At 62.8% G+C, this 19,530-nt stretch carries 18 protein-coding genes; 1 reads left to right on the top strand and 17 read right to left on the bottom strand.

Translation table 11 applies throughout. The features are described from left to right. Nucleotides 1-114: 114 nt before the first annotated feature. A complete protein-coding gene (locus L0U82_RS13055) occupies nt 115-1,038 on the bottom strand; it encodes a histone deacetylase family protein (protein WP_233833263.1) in 924 nt (307 codons plus the stop codon). Between the two features lie 337 nt (nt 1,039-1,375). Here L0U82_RS13055 and mltB point away from each other — a divergent pair, with 337 nt between their 5' ends. Beyond that, complete coding sequence (gene mltB / locus L0U82_RS13060; RefSeq protein WP_233831536.1) at nt 1,376-2,557, top strand: lytic murein transglycosylase B; 1,182 nt, start codon at nt 1,376-1,378, stop codon at nt 2,555-2,557. A gap of 125 nt (nt 2,558-2,682) precedes the next feature. Here mltB and cysM read toward each other — a convergent pair whose 3' ends face one another. The 16 genes from cysM to L0U82_RS13140 all read right to left on the bottom strand — a co-directional run bounded on the left by cysM (nt 2,683) and on the right by L0U82_RS13140 (nt 19,461). Beyond that, nucleotides 2,683-3,585 carry a cysteine synthase CysM gene (gene cysM / locus L0U82_RS13065; protein WP_233831538.1) on the bottom strand — a complete coding sequence of 301 codons (903 nt, stop codon included), beginning with the start codon at nt 3,583-3,585 and terminating at the stop codon, nt 2,683-2,685. A 303-nt stretch (nt 3,586-3,888) separates the two neighbouring features. After that, complete coding sequence (locus L0U82_RS13070) at nt 3,889-4,254, bottom strand: ComEA family DNA-binding protein (protein WP_233831540.1); 366 nt, start codon at nt 4,252-4,254, stop codon at nt 3,889-3,891. A gap of 78 nt (nt 4,255-4,332) precedes the next feature. Beyond that, nucleotides 4,333-5,325 carry an ADP-glyceromanno-heptose 6-epimerase gene (gene rfaD, locus L0U82_RS13075; RefSeq protein ID WP_233831542.1) on the bottom strand — a complete coding sequence of 331 codons (993 nt, stop codon included), beginning with the start codon at nt 5,323-5,325 and terminating at the stop codon, nt 4,333-4,335. A 134-nt stretch (nt 5,326-5,459) separates the two neighbouring features. Continuing rightward, entirely contained in the window at nt 5,460-6,467 is a 1,008-nt protein-coding gene (rfaE1, locus tag L0U82_RS13080) for a D-glycero-beta-D-manno-heptose-7-phosphate kinase (protein ID WP_326489722.1), read from the bottom strand. Then, nucleotides 6,433-7,836, bottom strand: coding sequence for a UDP-glucose dehydrogenase family protein (locus L0U82_RS13085; protein WP_233831544.1), 1,404 nt, complete (start codon nt 7,834-7,836; stop codon nt 6,433-6,435). Before L0U82_RS13085 ends, rfaE1 begins: the two co-directional genes overlap by 35 nt. Nucleotides 7,837-7,983: 147 nt before the next feature. Next, nucleotides 7,984-9,159: a lipopolysaccharide assembly protein LapB gene (gene lapB / locus L0U82_RS13090; RefSeq protein WP_233831546.1), complete on the bottom strand. Its 1,176-nt coding sequence runs from the start codon at nt 9,157-9,159 to the stop codon at nt 7,984-7,986. A gap of 67 nt (nt 9,160-9,226) precedes the next feature. Then, nucleotides 9,227-9,520 carry a LapA family protein gene (locus tag L0U82_RS13095; RefSeq protein WP_233831547.1) on the bottom strand — a complete coding sequence of 98 codons (294 nt, stop codon included), beginning with the start codon at nt 9,518-9,520 and terminating at the stop codon, nt 9,227-9,229. Nucleotides 9,521-9,904: 384 nt separating this feature from the next. Then, nucleotides 9,905-10,228: an integration host factor subunit beta gene (locus tag L0U82_RS13100; protein WP_006050255.1), complete on the bottom strand. Its 324-nt coding sequence runs from the start codon at nt 10,226-10,228 to the stop codon at nt 9,905-9,907. A gap of 21 nt (nt 10,229-10,249) precedes the next feature. Beyond that, nucleotides 10,250-11,983: a 30S ribosomal protein S1 gene (gene rpsA, locus L0U82_RS13105; protein ID WP_075302026.1), complete on the bottom strand. Its 1,734-nt coding sequence runs from the start codon at nt 11,981-11,983 to the stop codon at nt 10,250-10,252. Nucleotides 11,984-12,143: 160 nt separating this feature from the next. Continuing rightward, nucleotides 12,144-12,830: a (d)CMP kinase gene (gene cmk, locus L0U82_RS13110; RefSeq protein ID WP_233831548.1), complete on the bottom strand. Its 687-nt coding sequence runs from the start codon at nt 12,828-12,830 to the stop codon at nt 12,144-12,146. A gap of 35 nt (nt 12,831-12,865) precedes the next feature. Then, on the bottom strand, nt 12,866-14,170 hold the full coding sequence (aroA, locus tag L0U82_RS13115; RefSeq protein ID WP_233831549.1) for a 3-phosphoshikimate 1-carboxyvinyltransferase: 1,305 nt from the start codon (nt 14,168-14,170) through the stop codon (nt 12,866-12,868). 18 nt (nt 14,171-14,188) lie between these two features. Then, nucleotides 14,189-15,130, bottom strand: coding sequence for a prephenate dehydrogenase (locus L0U82_RS13120; RefSeq protein WP_233833267.1), 942 nt, complete (start codon nt 15,128-15,130; stop codon nt 14,189-14,191). Nucleotides 15,131-15,183: 53 nt separating this feature from the next. After that, complete coding sequence (gene hisC, locus L0U82_RS13125) at nt 15,184-16,305, bottom strand: histidinol-phosphate transaminase (protein WP_233831550.1); 1,122 nt, start codon at nt 16,303-16,305, stop codon at nt 15,184-15,186. Between the two features lie 95 nt (nt 16,306-16,400). After that, nucleotides 16,401-17,480 carry a prephenate dehydratase gene (gene pheA / locus L0U82_RS13130; protein WP_233831551.1) on the bottom strand — a complete coding sequence of 360 codons (1,080 nt, stop codon included), beginning with the start codon at nt 17,478-17,480 and terminating at the stop codon, nt 16,401-16,403. Nucleotides 17,481-17,543: 63 nt separating this feature from the next. After that, nucleotides 17,544-18,626 carry a 3-phosphoserine/phosphohydroxythreonine transaminase gene (gene serC / locus L0U82_RS13135; protein WP_233831552.1) on the bottom strand — a complete coding sequence of 361 codons (1,083 nt, stop codon included), beginning with the start codon at nt 18,624-18,626 and terminating at the stop codon, nt 17,544-17,546. Between the two features lie 226 nt (nt 18,627-18,852). Continuing rightward, nucleotides 18,853-19,461, bottom strand: coding sequence for a DUF2059 domain-containing protein (locus L0U82_RS13140; protein ID WP_233831553.1), 609 nt, complete (start codon nt 19,459-19,461; stop codon nt 18,853-18,855). Between the last annotated feature and the right edge of the window lie 69 nt (nt 19,462-19,530).

Consider the following 19,530-nt stretch of genomic DNA (forward strand, 5'->3'; position numbering starts at 1 on the left):
GCGCTTCGTTGAAGTTGATCTCAGCATGCCGGGCTATGTCGCCGCTCTTTTTCACCGCTCGCTTTCGCTGCTCATTGCCACCGATCAACCCGCGGCGCGATCAACATCGCTGCTTCAAATCCCCGCTAGCGCCCGCACATGCGCCACCACGCTGCGCCCAAGCGCCGACAGGTTATAGCCGCCTTCGAGACAACTGACGATGCGCCCGCGCGCATAGCGCTTCGCGACTTCGCGCATCTGATCGGTGATCCATGCGTAATCGTCCTCGACGAGTCCCATGTTGCCAAGATCATCTTCGCGATGCGCGTCGAAGCCCGCCGAGATGAACAGCATCTCCGGCTTGAAATCATGCAGGCGCGGCAGCCACAGCATGTCGACCGCCTCGCGTACGGCCATGCCGTTCGAGCGCGCCGGCATCGGCACGTTGCACATATTGGGCGCCTGGTTGTCGGCGCCGCTGTACGGATAGAACGGATGCTGAAAGATGCTGCACATCAGCACGCGCGAGTCGCCGCTGAACGCGGCCTCGGTGCCGTTGCCGTGATGCACGTCGAAGTCGATGATCGCGACGCGCGCGAGGCCATGCACGTCGAGCGCATGACGCGCGGCAATCGCGACGTTGTTGAAAAAGCAGAAGCCCATCGCGCGCGCCGGCTCCGCGTGATGGCCCGGCGGACGCACGCTGCAGAATGCATTGTCGTAACGCCCTTCGATCACCGCGTCGGTCGCCGCGACCGCCGCGCCGGCCGCGCGCAATGCGGCCTGCAGCGTATGCGGGTTCATCGTCGTGTCGGGATCGATTTCCGCCGTGCCGGTGGCGGGCGAACAGCTGCGAATGTAGTCGACGTGGGCCTGCGTATGCACACGCAGCAGCGCGGCTTCGTCGGCGAGCGGCGGCGATTCGCGCTCGATCAGCGCGTCGATGCGGCTCGCGATCAGCTGATCTTCGATCGCCTGCAGCCGCGCCGGACACTCGGGATGCCACTGCCCCATGTCGTGCAGCAGACAGTCAGCGTGAGAATAGAAGCCTGTTGCCATAGCTGTGTTGTGCGTCTGTTTTACGTCGCGCGCATTCGATGCATCGCGGCGTGTCTCCATCGAGGCGCGCCCTGTGGCGCGTCAATATTTATCAAGTTACCACAGCGCGCCGCTGTCGCACATTCGGCACGGTTTCGCAAAAGCCGTCGGGTATACTGCCTCGACCCGTTTGCCGTTTATCAGTGTCGTTACTCGCTGTTCGCTCCTGGCTCTTCCCGTCTCTTACGCATCGCGCTTACTGCTCACCATGACCGTCAAGCTTGCTCTGTCCGCACGATCCCCACGTAACCGGCTGCGCCTCGGCACCCTCACAGCCTCCCTGTCCGTCGCATCGTGCATGTTCATCGCAAGCGCTCCGGTGAGCGCGCAAAGCGCCACGAAGAGGCCGCCGGTACTGGTCGCGCAGGGCCAGCCTCAGCAGGCCGTGCCGCAAGGGCAGACCTTCGAGGAAGAAATCATTCCGCAGCGCTATGCGAACAACGCCAATGTCGATGCGTTCATCAACGACATGGTGGCGCGCTACGACTTCGATGAAGCCGCGCTGCACGCGCTCTTTTCCCGCGTCAGCTACTCGACGACCGCGGTGAAGCTCGTCACGCCGTCGACGTCGCCGACGGTCAAGAACTGGCGCGCGTATCAGGCACGCTTTCTGGACCCGGTGCGGATCAATGCCGGTGTGCAGTTCTGGCGCGAGAACCAGGCCACGCTGCAGCGCGCGTATCAGGAATTCGGCGTGCCGCCGGAGGTGATCGTCGGCATTATCGGCGTCGAAACGATTTACGGTCGCTACATGGGCAACTTCCGCGTGCTCGATGCATTGACCACGCTCAGCTTCGACTATCCGAACACCGCCAATCGCGCGGATCGCCAGGCGACTTTCCGCAAGAATCTCGAAGACTATCTGGTGTGGACGCGCGACGCCCAGATCGACCCCACTACGGTGCTCGGTTCGTACACCGGCGCGATCGGCATTCCGCAGTTCCTGCCGAGCAGCATCACGCAATACGCGGTGAACTACGACGGCGGCAAGGGTATCGATCTGCGCACGAGCGAGGCCGATGCGATCGGCAGTGTCGCGAATTATCTGCGGCAGAACGGCTGGGAAAGCGGTCGCCCGGTGGTGTGGCGCATCGGCTCGGACATCGGCAGCCTAGGCGTTGCGCAGGCCGCCGCGGACGGTCAGCCGGAGCCGCGCTGGCCGCTCGCTCAATTGCTGCGCGCGGGACTCGTGCTGAACGAGCCGAATGTAGATGTCGCCGCCGAAGCGAGTACGCCGGTGACGGTGGTCGATCTGCCGTCGCCGGGACGTGGCACCGAGTTCGTGTTGGGACTGAAGAACTTCTATGTGCTCACGCGTTACAACCGCAGCTTCTTCTATGCGCTCGCGGTGTATCAACTCGGCGAGAAGGTGAAAGCGCAGATGGAAGCGCTCGATGCAGTCAATGCCGCGAAGGCGGTCAACAATGGCGCCACGTCGCCGCAGAGCCCAACGGATCAGTCGGACTCCGACTCGCAGTGAGTTTTGCCGCGCGGCGCCGTGTGCGCTTCGCGTTGAAATCGAAGTAGAAGGATATAAAAAGCGCCGGCTCGACCGGCGCTTTTTATTGGCGGCGTACGATCGCGACCGTGCGCTCGCTGTTGCTCTTACGCAGGAAACACACCGGTGGACAGATAACGATCGCCACGGTCGCACACGATGAACACGATCGTCGCGTTCTCGACCTGACGAGCGATACGCAGTGCGACTTCACATGCGCCACCCGACGAGATGCCGGCGAATATCCCTTCAACCGACGCCATCCGACGCGCCATCGCCTCGGCCGCGGCCTGACTGACGTTCTCGACGCGATCGACGCGGCTGCGGTCGAAAATCTTCGGCAGATAGGCTTCGGGCCATTTGCGGATACCCGGGATCCGCGAGCCCTCTTCCGGCTGCGCGCCGATGATCTCGATCTGCTGGTTCTGCGTTTTCAGATACGTCGACACGCCCATGATCGTGCCGGTCGTGCCCATCGACGACACGAAATGCGTGATGCGCCCTTCGGTGTCGCGCCAGATTTCCGGGCCCGTGCCTTCGATATGCGCGGCCGGATTGTCCGGGTTCGCGAATTGATCGAGGATGATGCCCTTGCCTTCGCGCTGCATCTGTTCGGCCAGATCGCGCGCATATTCCATTCCGCCCTTGACCGGCGTGAGCACGATCTGCGCACCGTAAGCGGCCATGCTCTGACGGCGCTCGACCGACAGATCCTCCGGCATGATCAGCACCATCTTGTAGCCGCGCACCGCGGCAGCCATGGCCAATGCGATGCCGGTGTTACCGCTGGTCGATTCGATCAACGTGTCGCCCGGCTTGATACGCCCGCGCGCTTCCGCTTTCTTGATCATCGACAACGCCGGGCGGTCCTTCACCGATCCCGCGGGATTGTTGCCCTCGAGCTTCGCGAGGACTACGTTGTTGCGTCCGCGGATCTCGTCATCGACGAGGCGGACGAGTTGCACGAGCGGCGTATTGCCAATCGTGTCTTCAATCGTTTTGTATGCCATATCTCGGGTTCAAAAGCTGTCAATGCGGGATGGGATTTAATCCATCGATTCTAAACCACCCTCCCCGATGCTGCCGCGCAGCCCTGCTGCTCGCATGGATGCATCTATCGGGCTCGCAAAAAGCCCGCGGCCGAAGACCGCGGGAGCCAGTCACGGATGACAGCTGAAGGAGTGTGAGCACACTCCGACCACGAAGGAGAAAACGAAACAGAAAATGAAGCGGAAAAATGGGCGGACCGTACGCGCCTGCAAGCCCAACTCGGGGAAGCGCGGAGCCATTACGCACGCACGGCCCGCATCGACTTATTTCTTCACCGCCACCGTGGCGCCGCTTTTCTGCGCGGCGGCCGGAACGGCCGCGCCGCTGGCCGGTGCCGCCGCCGCAACCTGCGCGCCAGCAGTCGCGCCAGCCGGACCGACAGCGAGACCCTCCGCTTGCAGGCGCTCGACGGTATGCCCGCCCATGCCCTTGACGCGCTTGCCGAGATCGGCCGCGTCCTTGAACGGACCGTGAGCGGCGCGCTCGTCGAGAATGGCTTTCGCTTTGGCGGGACCGATACCCCGGATGCCGCGCAGCGCATCTTCGTTAGCGGTGTTGACGTCGACCGCCGCATACGCGTGGCCGAAAGCGGCCAGCATAGCCGCGGTAACCAGTACTTTTCGAAACATATTGGAATCTCCCTGTTGCCACTGGCCGGCGACCATCACCGGCCAGGAGATTCCAGTTTAAAGAGGCTTGCGAAATATTTACACCTGGCCGAATAGCCAATGTACGTAGCGATCGACACCTTCCTGCACGCTCAAAAACGGCGCATCGTAGCCGGCCGCGCGCAGCTTCGATTGATCGGCCTGCGTAAAGCATTGATATTTGCCGCGCAGCGCGTCGGGGAACGGAATGTATTCGATCAGCCCGCGTTGCACGAGCTCCGCGAGCGACAGCGCCGGCTCGTTGTTCAGCGAGCGCAGTGTGTTGACCACCGTGCTCGCGATGTCGTTGAACGGTTGCGCGCGGCCGCTGCCCAGGTTGAAGATGCCCGACTTGTCCGGGTTGTCGAAGAAGAACAGGTTGACCTTCACCACGTCTTCGACCGAAACGAAATCGCGCGTCTGCTCGCCGGCCGCATAGCCGTTGTATTCGCCGAACAGCTTGACCTTGCCCTCGGCGCGGAACTGGTTGAAGTTGTGAAACGCGACCGACGCCATGCGCGCCTTGTGCGTTTCGCGCGGACCGTACACGTTGAAATAGCGAAAGCCCGCGATCTGGCTCTTCGCGGTAGGCAACACGCGACGGATCACCTGATCGAACAGGAACTTCGAATAGCCGTACACGTTGAGCGGCTGCTCGACCTCGCGCTCCTCGACGAAGCGGCTCGAGCCGCCATACGTGGCCGCCGACGACGCGTACAGGAACTGGATGTTCTGTGCGAGGCATACGTCGAGCACGTCGCGGCTATAGCGGTAGTTGTTGTCCATCATGTAGCGGCCGTCGGTTTCCATCGTGTCCGAGCAGGCGCCTTCGTGGAAGATCGCGCGCACCTTGCCGAAGTCGCCGCGCTTGAAGCGCTCGACGAATTCGGTCTTGTCGAGATAATCGTCGATTTCGCAGTCGACCAGATTCTTGAACTTGTCCGCGCGCGTGAGGTTGTCGACGGCGATGATGCGTTGTTCGCCGCGTTCGTTGAGCGCCTTCACGAGATTGCTGCCGATAAAACCGGCCGCGCCGGTGACGATGACGGTCATGATGATCCTGCGATAGTGAGCGTTGCATGAGATCGAAGTCAGCGCGTGAAGGAGCTCACTTCGATCGACAGGTGCGGTCGAGGCTTCGCGCGAGCCCGCTGATCCGTCAGGACGGCGGGGCCCGGCGGGCTGTATCAGGAAAAGAGTTCGTCGTAATCGACAGTGGCGGTGCCGAGCTTGCCGACCACGATGCCGGCAGCGCGATTCGCGAGCCCGACTGCATCGACGAGAGAAAGGCCCGCGCCGAGCATCGCGGCGAGCGTCGCGATCACGGTGTCGCCCGCGCCCGATACATCATACACTTCGCGTGCAACGGCCGATGCGTGCAGCATGCCGGCATCGGAGAACAGCGTCATGCCCTCTTCCGAGCGCGTCAGCAGCAGCGCCTCGAAGTCGAGCTCGGCACGCAGCTTCGCGACACGCGCGATCAGATCTTCCTCCGACTTCCACTGCCCGACGACCTCGCGAAGCTCCGCGCGATTCGGCGTGATCAGCGTCGCGCCGCGATAGCGTTCCCAGTCGTCGCCCTTCGGATCGACCAACACCGGCTTACCCGCCGCATGCGCCCGCGCGATCATCTGCGTGACGTGCGTGAGGCCGCCCTTCGCGTAATCGGACATCAGAATCACGTCGTGCGACGGCAGCAGGTCGTCGAAACGCGCGAGACCCGCGAGCAGCACTTCGTGCGCCGGCGAGTTTTCGAAGTCGACGCGCAGCAGTTGCTGCTGGCGCGACAGGACGCGCAGCTTGATCGTCGTCAGCAGCGCTGGGTCGCGTTCGAGATGCGGCGTCACGCCGCTTTCGTCCAGCAGTTGCACGATCCGCTCGCCGGGTTCGTCATGGCCGACCACACACAGCAGGCCCGCCTGCGCGCCGAGCGCAACCGCGTTGCGCGCGACGTTCGCCGCACCGCCGAGGCGATCTTCCTGACGCTGCACATGCACGACCGGCACCGGCGCTTCCGGCGAAATGCGGTTCACGTCGCCGAACCAGTAACGGTCGAGCATCACGTCGCCGACCACCAGCACGCGTGCCGCATTGAGCTGCGCGCGCGGCACCTTCGTGAGTGCGGGCGCCGACGTGGCTGCGGAAGCGGCGGGCATGGTCTCAGGCATCGGCCGGAAGTTCGGAGGGTTGGGCATAGGGACGTCCAATGGCGTGATAGTCGATGCCGAGTTCGGTCATCGCATCCGGTTCGTACAGATTGCGGCCATCGAAAACCAGCGGCGTCTTCAGCACCGATTTCAGATGCGCGAAATCCGGACTCTTGAATTCCTTCCATTCGGTCACGATCACGAGCGCGTCGGCGCCGCTCAGCGTTTCGTTCTGCGTGCTCTCGAACGTGAGGCGCTCGAGCTGCTCCGGCGCCGCATGCAGATCGAGCGCAAACACGCGGCGCGCTTCGTCGACCGCGACCGGGTCGTACGCGCGCACCGTCGCACCACGCGCAAGCAGCTCACCGATCACGCGACGGCTCGGCGCCTCGCGCATGTCGTCCGTGTTCGGCTTGAACGCGAGGCCCCACACCGCGAAGGTGCGGCCGCTCAGATCGTCGCCGAGCTTCGCGGCAATTTTGCGCACGAGCACGTCCTTCTGCTCGTGATTCACCTCCTCGACCGCTTCGAGAATGCGCAGATTGTGGCCGCTTTCGCTCGCGGTGCGGATCAGCGCCTGCACGTCCTTCGGGAAGCACGAGCCGCCGTAGCCGCAACCCGCGTACAGGAAGTGATAGCCGATGCGCGGATCGGAGCCGATGCCGCGGCGCACCGCTTCGATATCGGCGCCGACCTTGTCCGCCAGATTCGACATCTCGTTCATGAATGAGATGCGCGTGGCGAGCATCGCGTTGGCCGCGTATTTCGTGAATTCGGCCGAGCGCACGTCCATGTACAGCGTGCGTTCGTGATTACGGTTGAACGGCCCGTACAGACGCTTCATCAGTTCGCGCGCGCGCTGGCCCGGTTCGTCATCGTCAATGCCGATCACGATGCGGTCGGGGCGCATGAAGTCGTCGACGGCCGCGCCTTCTTTCAGGAACTCGGGGTTCGACACGACCGAAAAGCGATGCTGCCCACTGCTCGCGAGTCCGCGCTTCGCGAGTTCTTCGTCGATCACCGCGCGCACTCGCTGCGCGGTGCCGACCGGCACCGTCGATTTATCGACGATCACCTTGAAGCCGCTCATCGTGCGGCCAATATTGCGCGCCGCCTCGAGCACGTATTGCAGGTCGGCCGAGCCGTCCTCGTCGGGCGGCGTGCCGACCGCGATGAACTGCACGTCACCGTGCGCGACGCTAGCCGCGACATCGGTCGAAAACGTGATGCGGCCGGCCGCCCGCGTACGCGCGATGATTTCTTTCAGACCCGGCTCGTGAATCGGTACGCCACCGCTATTGAGAATGTCGATCTTGCGCTGATCGACGTCCAGACAGAACACGTCGTTGCCGATTTCGGCGAGACATGCGCCGGTGACGAGGCCCACATAACCCGTGCCGATAATGGTGATTTTCATACGCTTTCCGGTGGAAGGTTCTAGTGATCGACGTTGCGCGCGCTTAGCGACGGATTCCCTTTCGAATCGCTCGCGCAGGCGCTGCCGGCTTGCTCGCGAGACCGCGGCGGTACCTTCATCGCCGCAACGGCGCCAGCCGGCGCGGCATCAGTTCGGTGCTGCGATCGGTTCGACGCGACGCGGCGCATAGGTTTCCCAGCCGCTGCAACCCGGGCACTGCCAGTAGAAAAGCCGTGCCCTGAAGCCGCAATTCTGGCATGTATATCGAGGCAGATTTTTGGTGCGCTGACGAATCAGCCCGCGCATCAACTCGAGTTCGCTACGCCGTGGTTCTTCCGCAACGGCTTGCTGCGCCTCGAGCAGACGCGTCATGCCGGCCAGATTCGGCGACTTCTGCATCTGCGCGCGCGCGAGCGCATGAGCGGCCTCGGCACCGCGCAGCGACGCGACGTGCTGATACGCGACGTCGAGCAAGTCGTTGCTCGGATGGCGATCGACCCAGCTGGTCAGCAGATCGGCACCTTCCTGCGCGCGGCCGAGCGCCTCGTACGCCTTCATGATCTTTTCTGCGACAAGCGGCAGATACGCCGGGTTCTGCTCCTCGACGCGACGCCATTGCGCGATCGCAGCTTCCGGGGCACCGCCGGCCGCGTCGACGTCGCCGAACAGGATCGTCGCGCGCACGTTGGTCGGGTTCGCCTTCAACGCGAGTCCGAGTTGACGGCGGGCGTCGTCCGGATTTTTCTGCTGCAGCGCTTCCTGTGCGAGTTCGCAGTGGAACTGCGCGATTTCCTTGTCGAGCGATGGCGCGCCCATCGTTTCGAGATGGCGCGCGGTATCGATCGACTTGACCCAGTCCTTCTCGATTTCGTAAATCGTGAGCAGCGCGCGCTGCGCGCCCAATGCATAGTCGCCCGCCTGAAGCGACTTGAAGGTTTCCTCCGCGCGATCGAGCAAACCAGCCTTCAGGAAGTCCTGCCCGAGTTCGTAGAGCGCATGGTCGCGCTCGCTGACCGGCAGATCCGCGCGGCTCAGCAGATTCTGATGCACGCGAATCGCGCGGTCTGTTTCGCCGCGGCGCCGGAACAGATTGCCGAGCGCGAAATGCAGCTCGACCGTTTCGGGGTCGAGCTTGACGACTTCGATGAACGCGTCGATTGCCTGGTCAGGCTGCTCATTGAGCAGGAAATTCAGGCCGCGGAAATAGGAACGCGGCAGGTTGGCGCTTTCGGAGAGCAGCGTCTTGAGGTCGTAACGCGCGGCCATCCAGCCGAACGCGAACGCGACGGGTATGACGAGCAGCCACCAGAAGTCTAGATCCATGCGATTAATGCAATGTGCGGAACAGCGGAAATGAAAAGCCGCGCTCGGGCGCGCGGCACGGGATGGTTCAGATCAGCGGCGGCATCGGCGGCTGTTCGACGACGGCCGGGGTCTCGCGCGCCACGCGCAACTCACGCCTGAGGCGGCCATTCTCCATGCGCAGGCGGACAACAGCCGGCATCGCCGACACCAGCCCTGCCAGCAGACCGATCACGAAGAACGCCAGACCGATCAGAATCAACGGCGCCGACCAGGCGTAGCCGGCGAGGAAATTCAGCGTAGCGGGTTGCGTGTTGGAGAGCGCCAGCACCAGCAGCAGCACAAACACCAAGACACGGATCAGCCAGACGATAAATTTCATGAATAGATCTCTTGACGGCAGTTGCGGGGACGCCGGCTTGATGACGCGTCGCGCCACGGTGTTGCCCGCGCCGAAGTGACCCGTATTGTAATTGAAGCCCTCGCGACTGGGCAGGACGTGGGCGTTGGAGGCCTCCCGGTGGGCACGTGATCGCGAATGCGGCTATCCATACGGCTGCCCACGCGAATGCGCACGCGGACGGTCGTCAGGTCGGCTAGCCCGGATTATGGAGGCCCGGCTCTCAGCTCATTCCACGCCCCGGCACGCAATCGGCGAAGATTGGACGAAAAAAAAGCGCCCGAAGGCGCTTTTTCTGGTCTTTTGCCGATTGGCTTTGGCCGCTGACGCTAGCTTTGCCACGCTGCAAGACGCATAGCGGGACATTTACAGGTCGTCATCCGGCTCTTCGGCCTTCAACGGCTCGCCCGCGCGGCGATCCACCCGCTCACGCAACTCCTTGCCCGGCTTGAAGTGCGGTACGTACTTCTCGGGTACCAGCACCTTCTCGCCCGACTTCGGATTGCGTCCGACGCGGGATGGACGGCGGTTCAAGCCGAAGCTGCCGAAGCCGCGAATTTCAATGCGATGACCTTTGGCAAGCGCCTCCGACATCGCATCGAGCATCGTCTTCACCGCGAAATCCGCATCTTTGAGAACAAGCTGCGGAAATCGCGTAGCCAGCTGGGCGACCAATTCCGATTTGGTCATACTGCAGCAGACCTCTCAGGCTTACTGGTTCTGGCCGTCGAGCTTGGCCTTCAGCAGCGCGCCGAGGTTCGTCGTGCCGGTAGCAGCAGCGCTCGAATCCGAAGCAGCGAGACCACGGATGGCTTCCTGCTGCTCAGCCGAATCCTTCGCCTTGATCGACAGGTTGATGCCGCGCGACTTGCGATCGATGTTGATGATCATCGCGTTGACCTTGTCGCCTTCCTTCAGCACGTTGCGAGCGTCTTCCACGCGGTCTTGAGCGATTTCCGAAGCGCGCAGATAGCCTTCGACTTCACCCGACAGCTGGACCACAGCACCCTTCGCGTCGATCGACTTGACGGTACCGTCGACGATCGAACCCTTGTCGTTCATTGCAACGTAGTTGCTGAACGGGTCGCCTTCGAGCTGCTTGATACCCAGCGAAATACGCTCTTTCTCGACGTCGATGCCAAGAACGATCGCTTCCACTTCGTCGCCCTTCTTGTACTTGCGAACGGCTTCTTCGCCAGTTTCGCTCCACGACAGGTCCGACAGGTGAACCAGACCGTCGATGCCGCCCGGCAGACCGATGAACACGCCGAAGTCGGTAATCGACTTGATGGCGCCGCTGATCTTGTCGCCCTTCTTGAAGTTACGGCTGAAGTCGTCCCACGGGTTCGGCTTGCACTGCTTCATGCCGAGGCTGATACGACGGCGGTCTTCGTCGATTTCGAGAACCATGACTTCGACTTCGTCGCCCAGCTGGACAACCTTCGACGGAGCAACGTTCTTGTTGGTCCAGTCCATTTCCGACACGTGGACGAGGCCTTCGATGCCCGATTCCACTTCGACGAATGCGCCGTAGTCGGTGATGTTAGTGACCTTACCGAACAGGCGCGTGCCCGACGGGTAACGGCGCGAGATGCCTTCCCACGGATCGTCGCCCAGTTGCTTGATACCGAGCGAAACGCGGTTCTTTTCCTGGTCGAACTTGAGGATCTTCGCGGTGACTTCCTGGCCAACCGACAGAACTTCGCTCGGGTGACGCACGCGACGCCATGCAATGTCGGTGATGTGCAGCAGGCCGTCGATACCGCCGAGGTCGACGAACGCGCCGTAGTCGGTGATGTTCTTGACCACGCCTTCAACGATCGCGCCTTCCTTCAGCGTTTCGAGCAGCTTCGCGCGCTCTTCGCCTTGCGTGGCTTCGATCACTGCGCGGCGCGACAGCACGACGTTGTTGCGCTTGCGGTCGAGCTTGATGACGCGGAATTCGAGGGTCTTGCCTTCGTACGGGGTCGTGTCCTTGACCGGACGCGTATCGACCAGCGAACCCGGCAGGAAGGCGCGGATGCCGTTGACCATCACGGTCATGCCGCCCTTGACCTTGCCCGTGATCGTGCCGGTCACGAGTTCGTTGTTGTCGAGCGCCTTTTCCAGCGACAGCCACGAAGCCAGACGCTTCGCCTTGTCACGCGACAGGATCGTGTCGCCATAGCCGTTTTCCAGCGCGTCGATCGCGACGGAAACGAAGTCGCCCGCCTGCACTTCTACCTCGCCCGCGTCATTCAGGAACTCTTCGAGCGGGATGTAGGCTTCGGACTTGAGACCAGCGTTGACAACAACGAAGTTGTGGTCGACACGCACGACTTCGGCGGAAATCACTTCGCCGGCGCGCATGTCCTGCTTGGTCAGCGACTCTTCGAACAGAGCCGCAAAAGATTCGGTATTCGGGGTAGAGGTTTGCAGGTCGGACATAAAAATCAGAATTTGCATGGTGTTCGCAGTGCCTGGCTGACCGTTAGGACAGCAACTTCGGCATACACGCGATGCCACGCGGGGTTAAAGGGTTAAACATAACGCTTCGCGACCATCGCGAAGCACCTACCAACAACGGACTAACCGAGGTACCACCGATGCGCCATCTACAGCGACGTCACGCATGTGGGACCAGCGCTTCATACCATTGCACCACCTGTTCGACCACCTGGTCGATCGACAATGCCGAGGTATCAAGCAGCTTTGCATCCGCCGCGGGCTTGAGTGGCGCCGCTGCGCGCTGACTGTCACGCTCATCGCGCTCACGCAAATCCCGGAGCAAGTCATCTATATTAGCAGAAAATCCTTTTTGGATCAATTGCTTATGCCGGCGTGCCGCACGAGCCTCGACGCTCGCGGTCATAAACACCTTCAGCACCGCGTCATGGAAGATCACGGTGCCCATGTCACGGCCATCGGCGACGAGCCCCGGCTCCTTGCGGAACGCCCGCTGACGCGCCACCAGTGCGGTTCGCACCGGGGCGTGCACGGCAATCGCCGACGCGCGGCTGCCCACTTCCTCGGCGCGGATATCGGTCGATACATCAATGCCGTCGAGTTGCGCCAGACCTTCGCGAAACGTGATGTGGAGGTCGTCGATCAGCCCGACGAGTTCGTCGACGTCGTCCGCCGCAATGCCGTAGCGCAAGCTCGCGAGCGCCGCGAGGCGGTACAGCGCACCGCTGTCTAGCAGGTGAAAGCCGAGGTTCGCGGCGACCATCGCGGCCACGGTGCCTTTGCCGGAGGCACTCGGGCCGTCGATCGCAATGACGGGCGTCTGGTGAAAGGGACGGGTCGGTTTCATCGAAAAAGTCGCACGTCAGACGATTCGCATGCGAATCAGGGTTGAGCGAGCGCAATGAAGCGCTCGAAATAATCGGGGAACGTCTTGCCGACGCACTTCGGGTCGTTGATCCGGATCGGTACGCCGCCCAGGCTCACGAGCGAAAAGCACATCGCCATGCGGTGATCGTCGTAGGTGTCGATCGACGCATTCGGGGTCAGTTTTTCAGGCGGCGTGACGACGAGAAAGTCCTCGCCTTCCTGCACTTTCGCGCCGACCTTGCGCAGTTCGGTCGCCATCGCGGCGATCCGGTCGGTTTCCTTCACGCGCCAGCTCGCGATGTTGCGCAGCGTGGTCGTGCCGTCCGCGAACAACGCGGCGACGGCGATCGTCATGGCAGCGTCGGGAATCAGGTTGAAGTCCATGTCGATCGGATCGAGCTTGCCGTGGTCGTTACCTACGCCGCGCACTTCGATCCAGTCCTCGCCCATCTGCAGGTTCGCGCCCATGCGGATCAGCGCATCGGCAAAGCCGACATCGCCCTGAATGCTCGCGCGGCCGACGCCCTCGACCTTCAGCGGGCCACCACCGAGCGCGCCGGCCGCAAGGAAATACGATGCCGACGACGCGTCGCCCTCGACCATGATCGTTCCCGGCGACTGATAGCGCTGCCCCGCCGGCACGACGAACTGGTGCCACTCATGACGCTCGACCTTGATGCCGAAGCGCTCCATCAACTTGATCGTGATCTCGATATAAGGCTTGGAAATCAGCTCGCCTTCGACCTGCACGGTGGTCACACCGCTCGCCGTGCGCAGCAGCGGCAACGTCATCAGCAGCGAGGTCAGGAACTGGCTCGACACGTCGCCGCGCACGCGGATCGGCGCATCGACTGTGATCTGAGCGGGGCGGATCCGCAGCGGTGGATAGCCGTCGTTCTGCTCGTAGTCGATCTTCGCGCCGATCTGGCGCAAGCCGTCGACGAGGTCGCCGATCGGCCGTTCGTGCATGCGCGGCACCCCATGAATCCAGTAGTCGCCACCGTTGACAGCCAGCGCCGCGGTCAGCGGACGCACCGCCGTGCCGGCATTACCGAGAAACAGATCGGCCGTGCGCGCGGTGAACGCGCCACGCGTGCCGGTTACGACGCACGTGTCGCCGTCGCGCTTCAGACGCACGCCGAGCTTTTCGAGCGCATCGAGCATCACACGGGTGTCGTCGGAATCGAGCAGGTTCGTGATGGTCGTCTCGCCCTCGGCAAGCGCCGCGAGCAGCAACACGCGGTTCGAAATGCTCTTCGAGCCGGGCAAACGAACCGTGCCGGATGCACGGGAAAAAGGTCCGAGATCGAGGAATTCCATGATGAGTCCAGTTTCCGGTTATTTCGGCGCGCCGCCGCTGGCACCGTCAGCAGCGCGCTGCTCCTGCCATTGGCTGCGCGCGGTGCGCGAGCGGACGAACACAGCTTCGAGCGCGGCGCCGTCGGCGGCTTCTATCGCCGCGCGCAGGCGCGCGAGCACCGCGGTGTATGCATCGAGTTCGTCGAGCAGCGCGGCGCGGTTGGCGACGCACACATCGCGCCACATTTCCGGGCTCGACGCGGCAATGCGCGTAAAGTCGCGAAAACCGCCTGCTGCGAACGAGAATTTCAGCTCGGCGTCGGGAGAATTCAGAATCTGTTCGACGAGCGCGAACGACAATACATGCGGAAGATGACTGACCGACGCGAACACACGGTCATGCTGCTGTGGCGCCATCTCACGCACAAGCGCGCCGGTGGCGCGCCACATCGCGGCGACGTGCTCAACCGCTTCAGGCCTGTTTTCCGGCAGCGGACACAGCACCACGTTGCGGTTCACGTAAAGGTCGGGCAACGCCGCATCGACGCCGCTCGACTCACGGCCAGCAATAGGATGGCCCGGCACGAACTGGCCGATCCGCGCACCGAGCGCCGCGCGCGCCGCGGCGACCACGTCGGACTTGGTGCTCCCCGCATCGGTGACGACCGTGTCCTCATCGAGATAAGGCGCGATGCGTTCGAGCAGCGATTGCGTCTGAGCGACCGGCGCCGCGAGCAGCACCAGATCAGCGCCCGCAAGCGCGTCGCGCAACGCGGCATCGTCGTTCAGCGCAGCCGCGCCATCGATTACGCCGAGCGCCAATGCACGCTCGCTCGACGCCGAGCTGCGCCCCACTCCGATTACCGTGCGCGTGCCGCCAACCTCGCCGCGTTCGCGCAACGCGCGCGCGAGCGAGCCGCCGATCAGGCCGACCCCAAAAATTACCAGCTTGTCAAAAGAAAACGCGGCCACGTCGGTCAACAAAATAAGCGCGCCGCCGCAGCCGGCTGGACGCGCGGGTCAAGGGTCGAGATTTACGCAGCGGCAGGCTCAGCAAGCGCCTGTTCGAGCGCCGCGAGGAACGCTTCGTTTTCCTCGGACAGGCCGATCGTGACACGCAGCCACTGCGGCAAACCGTAATTGCCGACCGGGCGCACGATCACGGCGCGCTTCAGCAACGCAAGATTCACGCGGTTGCCGGCTGCGTTGTCATCGCCCACGCGCACGAGCACGAAGTTGCCTTCGGACGGCACATATTCGAGGCCGAGTTCATCGAACGCAGCGGTCAGACGGCGATAGCCTTGTGCGTTCAGCGCCGCGCTCTTTTCGAGAAATGCGCTGTCGTTCAGCGCGGCGATCGCCGCGGCCTGCGCAAGCGTATTCACGTTGAACGGCTGACGCAGACGGTTCAGCAGATCGGTCAATTCAGGCTGGGCGATCGCAAAACCGATGCGCAGCCCCGCAAGGCCGAACGCCTTCGAGAACGTGCGCGATACGAGCAGGTTCGGATAGCGGCGCACCCATGCGATCGAGTCATAACGCTTGTCCGCCGACAAATACTCGGTGTAGGCCTCATCGAGTACGACGGCCACGTGACGCGGCACTTTATCGAGAAACGCCTCGAGCATCGGCCCGTCGATAAACGTGCCGGTCGGATTGTTCGGATTCGCGACGAACACGAGGCGCGTATCGTCCGCGATCGCGGCCAGCATCGCGTCGAGGTCGTGCCCGTAACGCACGGCCGGCACGGCGATCGCGCGCGCACCGACGCCTTGCGTCGCGAGCGGATAGACCGCGAACGAATATTGAGAGAACACCACCGACTGCCCCTTCTCGACGAAGGCATGCGCGGCGAGTTCGAGGATGTCGTTGCTGCCGTTGCCTAGCGTGATCCACTCGGCCGGCACGCCGTAGCGCGCGCTCAACGCGGCTTTCAGCTCGAAACCGTTCGCATCGGGATAGCGGCCGAGATCGGCAAGCGCCTGCGCCATCGCGCGCTGCGCCGATTCCGGCATGCCGAGCGGGTTCTCGTTCGATGCCAGCTTGACGATGCTCGCCTCGTCGAGGCCGAACTCGCGAGCCACTTCCGAAATCGGCTTGCCGGCGACATACGGGGCGATGGCTCGCACATAGGAAGGGCCGAAAGACGCTGTCATGAAAATCTCCGAACGACGATCAAGATTGGAAATACATGGAATATGCAGCCGGGCAGCGCACTGGACGCCGCCCGAACTTCACCGCTGACACGCTGTTAGCGGGCGCGCGGGTACGAGCCGAGTATCTTCAGGAACGCGGCCTTTTCGCCAAGACCGGCAAGCGCGGCAGCCACGGCCGCGTCATCGCGATGGCCTTCGACGTCGATATAGAAGTAGTACTCCCACGTGCCGACGCGCGCCGGACGCGATTCGAAACGCGTCATCGACACACCGTGACGCGCGAGCGGCTCCAGCAGCTTGACCATCGCGCCCGGCTCGTTCGCCACCGACACGATCAGCGAAGTCTGGTCGTAACCGCTCGGGCCAGTCGGCTGCTTGCCGATCATCACGAAGCGCGTGCGGTTGTGCGGATCGTCCTGGATCAGCGCGTTGGTGACCTGCAGGCCGTAGTGGATCGCCGCGCGATCGCCGGCGATCGCCGCGACGGTCGGATCTTCGGCAGCCATCCGCGCGGCTTCCGCATTGCTCGACACCGCCTGACGCTGCAGATGCGGCGCGTTCGTCGACAGCCAGCGCTGGCACTGCGCGAGCGCCTGCGCATGCGCGCACACGCGGGTGACGCCGGCAAGGCCGTTCTGCGTGAGCAGGTTGTGATGAATCGGCAAAGCCAGCTCGCCGCCGATAATCAGCTGCGTTTGCAGCAGCAGATCCAGCGTGCGCGACACCGCGCCTTCCGCTGAATTCTCGACCGGCACGACGCCGTAATCGGCGGCGCCTGCCTCGACCGAACGGAACACCTCGTCGATCGACGGGCACGGCAATCCTTCGATCGACTGACCGAAGTATTCGTGCATCGCCTGTTCGCTATAGGTGCCGATCGGCCCCAGATAGGCTGCCTTGATGGTCTTCTCGAGCGCGCGGCTCGCGGCCATGATCTCGCGCCAGATCGCGTCGATGTGTTCGCTCGCGAGCGGCCCTTCGCTCATTTCCTGCAAACGCGCGATCACCTGCTGCTCGCGCTCGGGCCGGAACACCGGCGCGTTGAAATGTTTCTTGACCTCGCCCACTTCGAGCGCGACCGACGCGCGCTGATTGAGGAGCGCGATCAGTTGCGCGTCGAGCGCGTCGATGCGGTCGCGCAGAGGTTTGAGTCGGGTATTGAGTTCGTCGTCCATGCGTGAAAACGGCCCTGCCGGGTAGCTGCTGGAAAAGATGCGCGCGCCTGCGAGTCGACCGACTCAGGCGCTGCGCTGCTCGAATTCCTTCATGTATTCGACAAGCGCTTTGACGCCTTCGAGCGGGACGGCGTTGTAAATCGACGCCCGCATGCCGCCGACGGACTTGTGGCCCTTTAGCTGCACCAATCCCCGCGCTTTCGCGCCGGACAGGAAATCTTCATTGCGCGACTCGTCGGCGAGGAAAAACGGCACGTTCATCCGCGAACGCGAGCCACGCTCGACCTTGTTCAGATAGAAGCTGCTCGCGTCGATCGTGTCGTACAGCAATTTCGACTTTTCGAGGTTGCGCGCTTCCATCGCCGCGAGGCCGCCCTGCTTCTTCAACCACTTGAACACGAGCCCGGCGATATAGATCGCGTAGGTGGGCGGCGTGTTGTACATCGAATTGTTCTCAGCGACGGTCTTCCATTCGAAAGCCGACGGACAGATCGGCATCGCGCGCTCCAGCATGTCTTCGCGCACGATCACGACCGTCACGCCGGCCATGCCGATATTCTTCTGCGCACCGCCGAACAGCACGCCGTATTTGGCGATATCCATCGGGCGCGACAGGATGTGCGACGACGCGTCCGCGACGAGCGGAATATCGCCGAGATCGGGAATTTCGAAGGTTTCGACGCCGTGGATGGTTTCGTTCGTGCACAGATGTACGTAGGCGGGATCGTCCGACAATTGCCATTCCGCGCGCGCCGGCGCACGCGTGAAGCCTTCCGCGGTCTGGCCGGTCGCGGCCAGATGCACGCTGCCGTATTTCTGCGCTTCCTTGAACGATTTTTGCGACCACGAACCGGTGACGACGAAATCCGCGCGCGGCTTTGCGCCAAGCAGATTCATCGGCACGATTGCATTCTCGCCGAGCCCGCCGCCCTGCAGAAACAGAATGCGGTGGCTCGCGGGCACCTGCAGCAGTTCGCGCAGATCGGTCAGCGCTTCCTCGTGGATCGACATGAACTCCTTGCCGCGATGACTCATTTCCATCACGCTCATGCCGCTGCCGCGCCAGTTCAGCATTTCGTCGGCTGCCTGACGCAGCACTTCTTCGGGCATGGCCGCCGGGCCGGCGGAGAAATTAAAGACGCGCATGTGGGGTCCTGGAAGCGGGCGCGAAAAAGGGGATCGCGCAAAAATCGGTGAAAAGATCCGCGGAACTGCTCGCCGAAAACAAAATGGCCGTCTGCGCGTGTGCGCAAACGACCATTATGGCATTGTCGCCGTCAACCCGCCACGCCGTATGGCTCAGCAGGTACGCCTTCCGGGACGGGCCAGGAAAGCGGCTGACGCCAAACCCGGCGCAGCCTTGCGAATGGAATTACTTCGCGGCAGCCGGCTTGACCGATGCGACTTCCTTGTCGGCCTGAGCACGCGTTGCCTTGATCGATTCCGGCATGTACTTCTGCATCAGACCGTTCACGACGTCGCGGCCAACCTGGTCTTGCACCTGGATGAACTTGCGGCCGGTCGGGCTCTTGTAGAACGTCGTCAGATCCTTGATTTCCGACGTGCTGTAGTACTTCGCGTACGCGTCGTACTGAGCCTGCATTGCGTCCTGACGGAATGCGTCGGTTGCAAACACCTGGCCTGCGCTGTCAACCAGCTTCGGCACTGCGTTTTGCTGCAACGACGGGACGGCAGCCTGCTTTTGCTTGTCCGACATCGTCTTGTTTTCGCTCAGCGCGTCCGACAGGATCGCCGGCACGAGCTGCTTGGCCTGCATCTGCGCGCTGTTGCCGATCGCGCCGACCAGCTTCTGTGCGTCGATGGCGTCGAGCAGGTCCTTGATCGCAGCCTGCTTGGCCGGGTCAACCGGTGCTGCTGCGGCAGCCGGAGCAGCCGGCGCCTGGTTTTGCAGCGCTTGAGCCATAGCGAAGGTCGGCACGAGGGCAGCCAGCAACATCAGTTGTTTGAATCGTTTTTGCATCATTACTCCCTAAGAGAAATTAACTTGAACCGCGCGCCGCGCTGGAAGGCGTATCGGCCCGATACGCGA

Origin of the sequence: Paraburkholderia sp. ZP32-5, from assembly GCF_021390495.1 — a bacterium.
Classification (GTDB): Bacteria; Pseudomonadota; Gammaproteobacteria; order Burkholderiales; family Burkholderiaceae; genus Paraburkholderia.